5 protein-coding genes are annotated in these 7,368 nt (G+C 50.2%); all 5 read right to left on the bottom strand.

Going from position 1 to position 7,368, the window contains the following annotated elements; all coding sequences use genetic code 11:
• A partial coding sequence (locus AC1WIP_RS08735) for a hypothetical protein (RefSeq protein WP_481141480.1) occupies nucleotides 1-360 on the bottom strand: 360 nt, incomplete at its 3' end.
• 159 nt (nucleotides 361-519) lie between these two features.
• Entirely contained in the window at nucleotides 520-1,479 is a 960-nt protein-coding gene (locus AC1WIP_RS08730) for a 2-hydroxyacid dehydrogenase (RefSeq protein ID WP_481141479.1), read from the bottom strand.
• Complete coding sequence (locus tag AC1WIP_RS08725) at nucleotides 1,469-2,674, bottom strand: mandelate racemase/muconate lactonizing enzyme family protein (protein ID WP_481141478.1); 1,206 nt, start codon at nucleotides 2,672-2,674, stop codon at nucleotides 1,469-1,471. The genes AC1WIP_RS08730 and AC1WIP_RS08725 overlap by 11 nt, the downstream gene beginning before the upstream one ends.
• Complete coding sequence (locus tag AC1WIP_RS08720) at nucleotides 2,616-5,897, bottom strand: hypothetical protein (protein WP_481141477.1); 3,282 nt, start codon at nucleotides 5,895-5,897, stop codon at nucleotides 2,616-2,618. The genes AC1WIP_RS08725 and AC1WIP_RS08720 overlap by 59 nt, the downstream gene beginning before the upstream one ends.
• A 41-nt stretch (nucleotides 5,898-5,938) precedes the next feature.
• Nucleotides 5,939-7,368, bottom strand: a 1,430-nt coding sequence (locus AC1WIP_RS08715) for an extracellular solute-binding protein (protein ID WP_481141476.1), incomplete at its 5' end; no start/stop codon positions are given.

The following is a 7,368-nucleotide window of genomic DNA, read 5'->3' as shown; positions in this document are numbered from 1 at the left end:
GCTTAGCTGCTCTGCGGCCAGTCTCTCCTTTTCCTTTGTAAATTCATCCGTATCGTATTCCTTTCTCAAATAAATCTGACAGACAGGAGAAAATATTTCATCTCTGAACTCATAGTAAAATTCCTCTGAAATACTTTCTATTTCTTTGTCCGGAAATACAATCAACGGGCTGTGGACATCTTCCCCTGTAAATTCTCTGTATCCGTCACTGCCCTGCAGCACCGTTTCCGTTCCGTAAATCAATTCATCGGTCACCTCAGCGCAGCCTGTGATCTGCAAGCCCAAAATACCTGCAGATAAAAGAATAAGCATTTTCCGACAGATACTGGTTTTCCAAAGGATACTTATTTTTCTTTTCATAACAAAAAATCCCCCTTTCTGGTTATGTTTTCATTGTACAACGTGCTGAAAACATTGTAAATAAATCTCCCAAAAAGCCAAGGCCCCATGCCGTGCAGCAGACAATGCCAGGACTGCACAGCATGGGGCTTCCGTTTTCTCAATTCATATATACTCTCTTTACATTGTATCACATATATTTTGGGGCTTTCCCGCCAGATAGGCCTGCACGTTCTCAAACTCTATTTTCGCCCGTCTCACCATGGCCTCTTTCGTGAGAAAGGCCACATGAGGGGTAAACAGCGTATTGGGCGCATGCAGCAGGGGATAATCTTCGGGAATGGGCGGCTCCATATCGTACACGTCAATAGCCGCTCCGGCAATCCGTTTCTCCGAAAGGGCCTCCGCCAGGGCTTCATTGTCAATGATGGGCCCCCTTGCGCAGTTGACCAGTACGGCAGTCTCCTTCATTAATGCAATCTTTTCTCTCCCGATCAGGCCTCTGGTCGCCTGACAGAGAGGCAGGTGAATGGATATGATATCACTGCGGGCCATTACCGCATCAAGGTCAGCCGCTTCCAGCCCTTCCGCTTTCCATTCCTCTTTTACCTGGAGCTCGTTTACAAGCACCTTGGCCCCAAAGGACTGAAACAGCTTTGCTGTGCGGTAACCGATTTTGCCGCAGCCTACGATGCCCACTGTCTTGCCCGCGATCTCTCTTCCCGCCATGCCAAGGTTTGTGCCTCCGTCTCTCACAAGACCGTCTGCCTCCACGATTTTCCGGTAAAGTCCAAGCACCATGCCCACTGCCAGCTCCGCCACGGACTCATTGGAATATCCGGCGCAGTTACACACCAGAATACCCTTTTCCCTGCAGGCCTCTCTTCCCACATGATCCACCCCCGTAAAGGCTACAGCGATCATTTTCAGGCGGTCCGCACTGCGGATTACTTCGTCTGGATAAGGGTGATTGGCGATCATCACAATGTCCTGTCCTGCAGTTCTCCTCTTCAGCTCCTCCACATCCTCGGCCTTTTCCTTATAATAGGTAAACTGATGTCCTGCGTCCGTAAGGGCCTTTCCATAAATTTCTATCACTTCCTCCGATACTCCCAGAGGCTCCAATAAGCTAATATTCATTTTCAATCTTAACCTCCTTCACAATATCCGCTTTCCCAAGCCCAAACCCGGAAAAGTCAATTCCCAGACCCTTTCCCTTGGTGATGCGGATCTTTCCATCCTTTACGATAAGGCCCTCCGGCACATAATTTCCCAAGTCCCCAAAGCCCTTATATTCATGATAATGTCCGGCGTTTGGAATTACCGAGCAGAAAAGCAGCGCGTTATAGGCGGCATATCCGCCTGAGACATGGGGCGTCACCGGCATTCCCGCCGCCTGGGCCATCCTTGCCGCCTTGATACACTGGATAAAGCCTCCCGTATACTGCAGATCAGGCTGCAGCACCTGGGCGGCATTGTTCTCCACGATCCAGGCAAACCGCCTTAAGCTCGTCTCCTGCTCTCCAAAGGCCAGAGGAATCTCCAGCGCATCCGCCACTCTCTTCGTGTCCCACAGATCGTCAAAGGGACAGGGCTCCTCATAAAAATAAGCGTTTATGCTCTCGGCAATTTTGCCGATCTGAATTCCCTTTTCTGCATCATAGGAGCCGTTGCCATCCACATGAATGACAAAATCCTCTCCAAAATATTTTCTTGCCAGATATAAAAGGCCCTCTGTGCGTCCGGCAATGGAATCCCTGTTTCTGCTCATTCTTCCGCCCAGCTTGAATTTCACTGCCTTTGCCCCTGTGCCATCCACCAGGCTCTGGAGATATTCTACCTCCTCCTGGGGCGTATTCATACGATTGCCTGAGGCCACATACAATTCAATTTCCTCTCTCTTGCGGCCTCCCAAAAGCTCTGTGGCCGACACACCCGCAGCCTTTCCCAGCAGGTCCAGCAGGGCGGCCTCTATCCAGGAAATGCAGCACCAGTAGGCCAGTCCCTGAATTTTATAGTTGATATCCGTAAGAAATATTTTGTTTAACAAGGCTTCCAGCTGCCTGGCGTCCTCGCCGATGATAAGCTGCAGAAAGCGCTCTAACAGCAGGTATAGATATTCCGCTCTTTCAGAGCAGGGGGCCATGCCCTCTTCTCCCCCCTGGCCCGTCACCTTCAGAAACCAATTCCCGTTTTTCCGATACAGGGTGCAGGAGGCGATCACAATGGGATTTTGCAGACAGCTTACATCCACCACCGGCTCATCCATAATCTCCTTAAGTCGCTTCGCACTCACCGGAACAAAGGGTTTGAAATCCGGGTGCATTTGATACATATTTCACAATCTCCTTTCTCTCGTAGTCATATGCCGCTCCCTCCAGCATGTGGATCAAAGTGTTGTTTACCACAAGTCTTAGTTTACAGATTTTTTCCTCTGCTTCCTCCCTGTGGATATGCCACCTATATGGGGCAAAAGCTCTGGTTCCAGCCAGCTTTTCGTCCACATAGAGACTTGCACACTCAAAAAAGGGAATTTCTTCGGGAAGCGCTAAATACACATCCTTTCCGGAAAGCTTCATCTCCCAGGCATAAGTAATTTCCCCACTGTAAAAAGGAAATCCCTCCGGAACGGAACCGTTAAAAAAGCCCCGTTTTTTCTGCTCTGTAATACTGTCCCGGGAGAGGACTCCAAAATCTCCCAGAAGGTAAAAGGGGTCGCTTACTCCGTGCCATTCCTCCTTTGCCCTCACCCTGATTGACAGTTCATTTTTCCCCGGCTTTACAAATTCAAGAATACTGCAGGCCAGATTGTTCTGATCATAGCATTTTTTCGCCCCAAATCTTCCAGGCTCCAGGACTGTGCCGTTTATGCTGATCTGAAAGTCTCCCATCACTGCCTTTTCATCGTGCATCAGATACAGCACTGAAGGCATGCAGTCCACAAAAAAGATGCTGCGATAGATAAGGCTGACCGGAAGGCAAAGCCTGGGGCGCAAGGGAATTCCAAAGCCTCCCGAAAAATCTATGTCTAAATATTTTGTCATTTTGGCGGCCCTTGCCTGCTCCACAAAGGTCTCTGGGAAGGTCTCAAACTCCGGGGAGCCATTCAACGAAAGCAGGAACCGTTCCAGGCGCAGTACATTACAGCCCGCAATGCTTACGTCCATCTCCTTTTTTGTGGGAACAAACACAGGGTCATGTGCCTCCGGCTGCAAAACAGGCATTTCCCCGGACTGCACATCCCCGGATTCCTTCTCCTTGGACTGCAATCCCTGTAATCCCAGTGACTGTTCCTGGAGAGCGGAAGCGGACAGGGCAATCAGCTTGGTCTCCCAGGGCTGTATGGTAAACTCCAGACAGTCTGTGAAGCCTGAGAATTTACACTGCCCCGTCTCCAGGTCCAGCTCATAGAAAAACTGCTTTTCCCTGGTCAAAATCCGGCAAAGTCCCTCCACCCCGTCGCAGCTTGTGACAAAAACATAGCGGCATTCCCCGTCCTCCCTTTGACAGGATACGATTTTCCCCAGATTTTTTTCTTCTGTCCACAAGGTCGCCCAAGAAGGGCCTGCGCCTTCAAGCGCCTCCAGCAGCTTCTTTCCTGCGCCGCTCTTTTCTCCGCCGCCCGGCATGGACAGATAACGGATTCCAAAAGCCCCTCCCAAAAGCTCTGCCTTTCCTGTGCCCTTAAAATAAGCTTCTCTGCTCAGGCTGCCAAAAATCTGAGCCTGGCAGTCCCCTCCTTCCTCCATCCAATCCTCTGCAAAATCAAAGTCGTCTATTTTTTCATAGGGCGTCAGGCCGCAGAAAATCACCCTGCCGCCGCTTTCTGCAAATTTTTTCAGAAGGCGTGCACCATATCCCTCCAGATTTTTGACAGGAGGCACGATCACTGTGCGGTACACAGCCCTTCCCACTCTGATCTCGCCATCTGCAATCACAGCTCCCGCAAGGGTCTCCGCATCCAGATCCTCGTAATCCACATGGTGAAACAAAAGGGTTTTGCAAAGGTAAAGATAATCTGACAACAGCTGTTTTCCCTGTACCTCTTCCTCCCTGTCCATTCCTGTGTACTTCATCCGTATCATGGGATTGATCAGGGAGGTCCACCAGCTTGTCATGGGATGAAACAACGCCACCTGGGCAGCGTATTCCGTTTCTGCCACAAACCTTGCTGAGCGGGCACAGTAATCCCCAAGCTTTTTATAATGCTTCCAATAGGGGTTTTGTATAAATTGGGAGGGAGGCGCGTCATGCTTGATGATGCCATTCACCGTATAATAAAATGCGTGGAACACGTGCATGGAAGCCCCCATTAATGTCTCTCTGTCAATCTGCCATTTGGCGTCCTGCAGCGTCATGCTCCAGCCTATGCTGTGAAAGCTTTCAATCAGGCTGTCCCTTCGGTTATACTGCCTGGCAATGGCGCTGATTACCTTTGTATTGGATCGAAGTCCCACAAAATCCCGGTCCACCGCCTCTGCCAGGGGCAGTCCCAGCTTATCATGATTGGGGTCTCCGCCCGGCACATGGCTGTACATCTGCCCGCTCATGCGCATCACAGGAATTTCCGTAGCATAGCTTAGGTGATTTTTCTGGCACCATTCGCTTATTTTTTTGTGATAGCGGTCTCTTAAAAGCTCGTGCATACATTGAAAATAGCGGTAACGGATTTTGGCCGCTTCCGGGAAGTCTCTGTCCCATATGCCAAAAAGCAGAGGGAAAATATCCTCCCCATACTTTTCCCGGTAGTAACCCGGCAGCTCAAAGGACCAAAAGTAATCTCCCTGAAAATGAGTTTCATCCCCGAAAATTCCCTTTATGGTTTTTCCAAACTGGCTGCCTAAGGCCTGCCTGTATTTCTCATAGGTGGTTGCAAGAAAGGTATCCACCGCCTCGGGGTTGGCGGGGTCCATAAAGTCTCCGTAATATTTGAAATCCTCCAGCTTTTTGGCAGAGGCTGTGATGATTCTGTAGCTGCCTTTGGGCGCCTCCCAGCAAAGCTCCTTCTCCGGCCCATAGGAAAAATACCGTTTCCGGTTTAAGACAGGCTCATTTGTCCTGGCATACTGGTAAATCTCCACCGGCTGAATGATACCGATGCAGTCCCTTAGGTCAATGGCCTCCTGCCACAGCGTTCTCCCGTTTTCCACAGGATACGCTGCGGCGTACAGGCTTCTTGCCTTTCCCAGGCGCAGGCTCACTCTGCCTCCTTCGGTTATGTAATCTGTAAACACAAGCTCATGCTGGCAGGCCTGAGGATTCTGCAGGGTCACCTCTCCCCCACTCATTCCGCTGGGATAGGGAAACTCATCATAAAGCCATACCTCAAGGCCGTTTCTTTCTGCGCAGGAAACCGCATAGCCGCACAGGTCAAACCACTCTCTGGAAAGATAGGGCACCGTCATCCCCTGGCGGGCGCACATCACAAAGCCTCCCAGCCCCTTGTCCTTCATCTCGGCGATCTGATATTCTATTTCTTCTTTTTTCATGTGGCCGTTTAAAAACCAAAAAGGACGGATTCTATTTTGGACCGGCGGATTTTCGAACTGTGTAATCATACCATTCTCCCTCTCAGGCGGCTTTTCCTGTGCTTTTTTGCCTATTCTCCCGAAGCTTCCCTGTAGGCTGCAATGAGCTCGTCCGCAGTCTCCTGACCGCCTGACGCCGCATAGTCCGCCACAAAGTCGTCAAAGATCTTGTCAAATTCACCCGGAGCCGCACATACAATTTTTGCTATATTGTCGTCCAGCATCTGGCTTAAGGTAGCGGCATATTTATCTGCCAGCGGCGTGGATGCGTTTACCACAGGGGTAAAATATTCCACATCTGACAGACACCTGGCCGTACTGAGAATTTCCTCGTGATAGTCGGGATTGAAGTCCTTAATATAATTCAGCATAAACTTCTCCCTGTCTTCCTTTGCGTTAAAGGGCTTTCCAACCGTACCGTACTGGGATTCCACCCAGGTAACTCTGGACTCCTCCCCTTCTGCAAGGGTAACCTGGGGCACTCCATCCACCATGGTGTAGTCCTCCCCCTCGATACCAAGGCAGCCTACCATATAACCAGCCTCGCTGCACATCCAGTCAAGATATTTTACAACGGCCTCTACATTATCACAAGAGGAGGGAATGTACCAGGCATATTTGTAAGTGGGCGGCATATTGTACAGCTGGTAGAAGTTTTCACCGTTTTCGTTAGACCAGGGCCAGATAGCGGTAAGCTTTGCATCCGGGTCATTCTCCCGAAGGGTGTCATAAAGATTGCCATAAGCGCTGTGATAAGGATATTGCCCGTTTTGAATAAATACCGCCATTTCTCCCCTGGCGATCTTCTGACGAAACAGGGATTCGTCCTTGTCCAAAATAAATTCTCCCAAAAGTCCGTCATTGTAAAGATCATTGAGATAACGGAAGCATTCCTTCGCCTCCGGCCACATAATCATGGGAGTGAGCAGCTTCTCCTGGCTGGGCGCCTCTTCCAAAAAGGCGGGAAGCATTACCATATCCCACATCAGGAAATTCTGTCCCGACATTCCCATGGGAATCAAAGCGTCTCCGATTCCGCCCGGGTCCTGATCCTTAATGGCCTGCAGCATATCGCGGAATTCCTGAGGATTGGTGGGAACCGAAAGTCCAAGCTCATCCAGCCAGTCCTGGCGCACGAAGGTGGTACGCATAAAGTCATTCTGCTTATGATACAGGAAATACTGTGCTCCGTCGATCTGTCCGTCCGCCAGCTCCTCCTCGCTGTAAAACTGCTTGATGTTATCCCCGTATTCCTCAATATAAGGCGCCATGTCCGCTACACCGCCGCTGGTGATAAAGGATTTCAGCAAAGAGATGTCCGTCACCCTCACCAGATCAGGAGCATTGTTTGCGGCCATCATCGTGGATAGAAGCTCCTCGTTCTGCTGCTTGGGAACCACAACATAGTTTACCTTGATGCCAAGGGGCGCCATCTGTTCATTTACATAATCCACCCACCAGTTGTCCTCCAGAGTTCCCTGATCAGAAGGTATAGTTCCTC

Source organism: Acetatifactor sp., from assembly GCF_982438285.1.
Note: the sequence above shows the minus strand (reverse complement) of the source record. Positions and strands in the feature narration are given on the sequence as shown.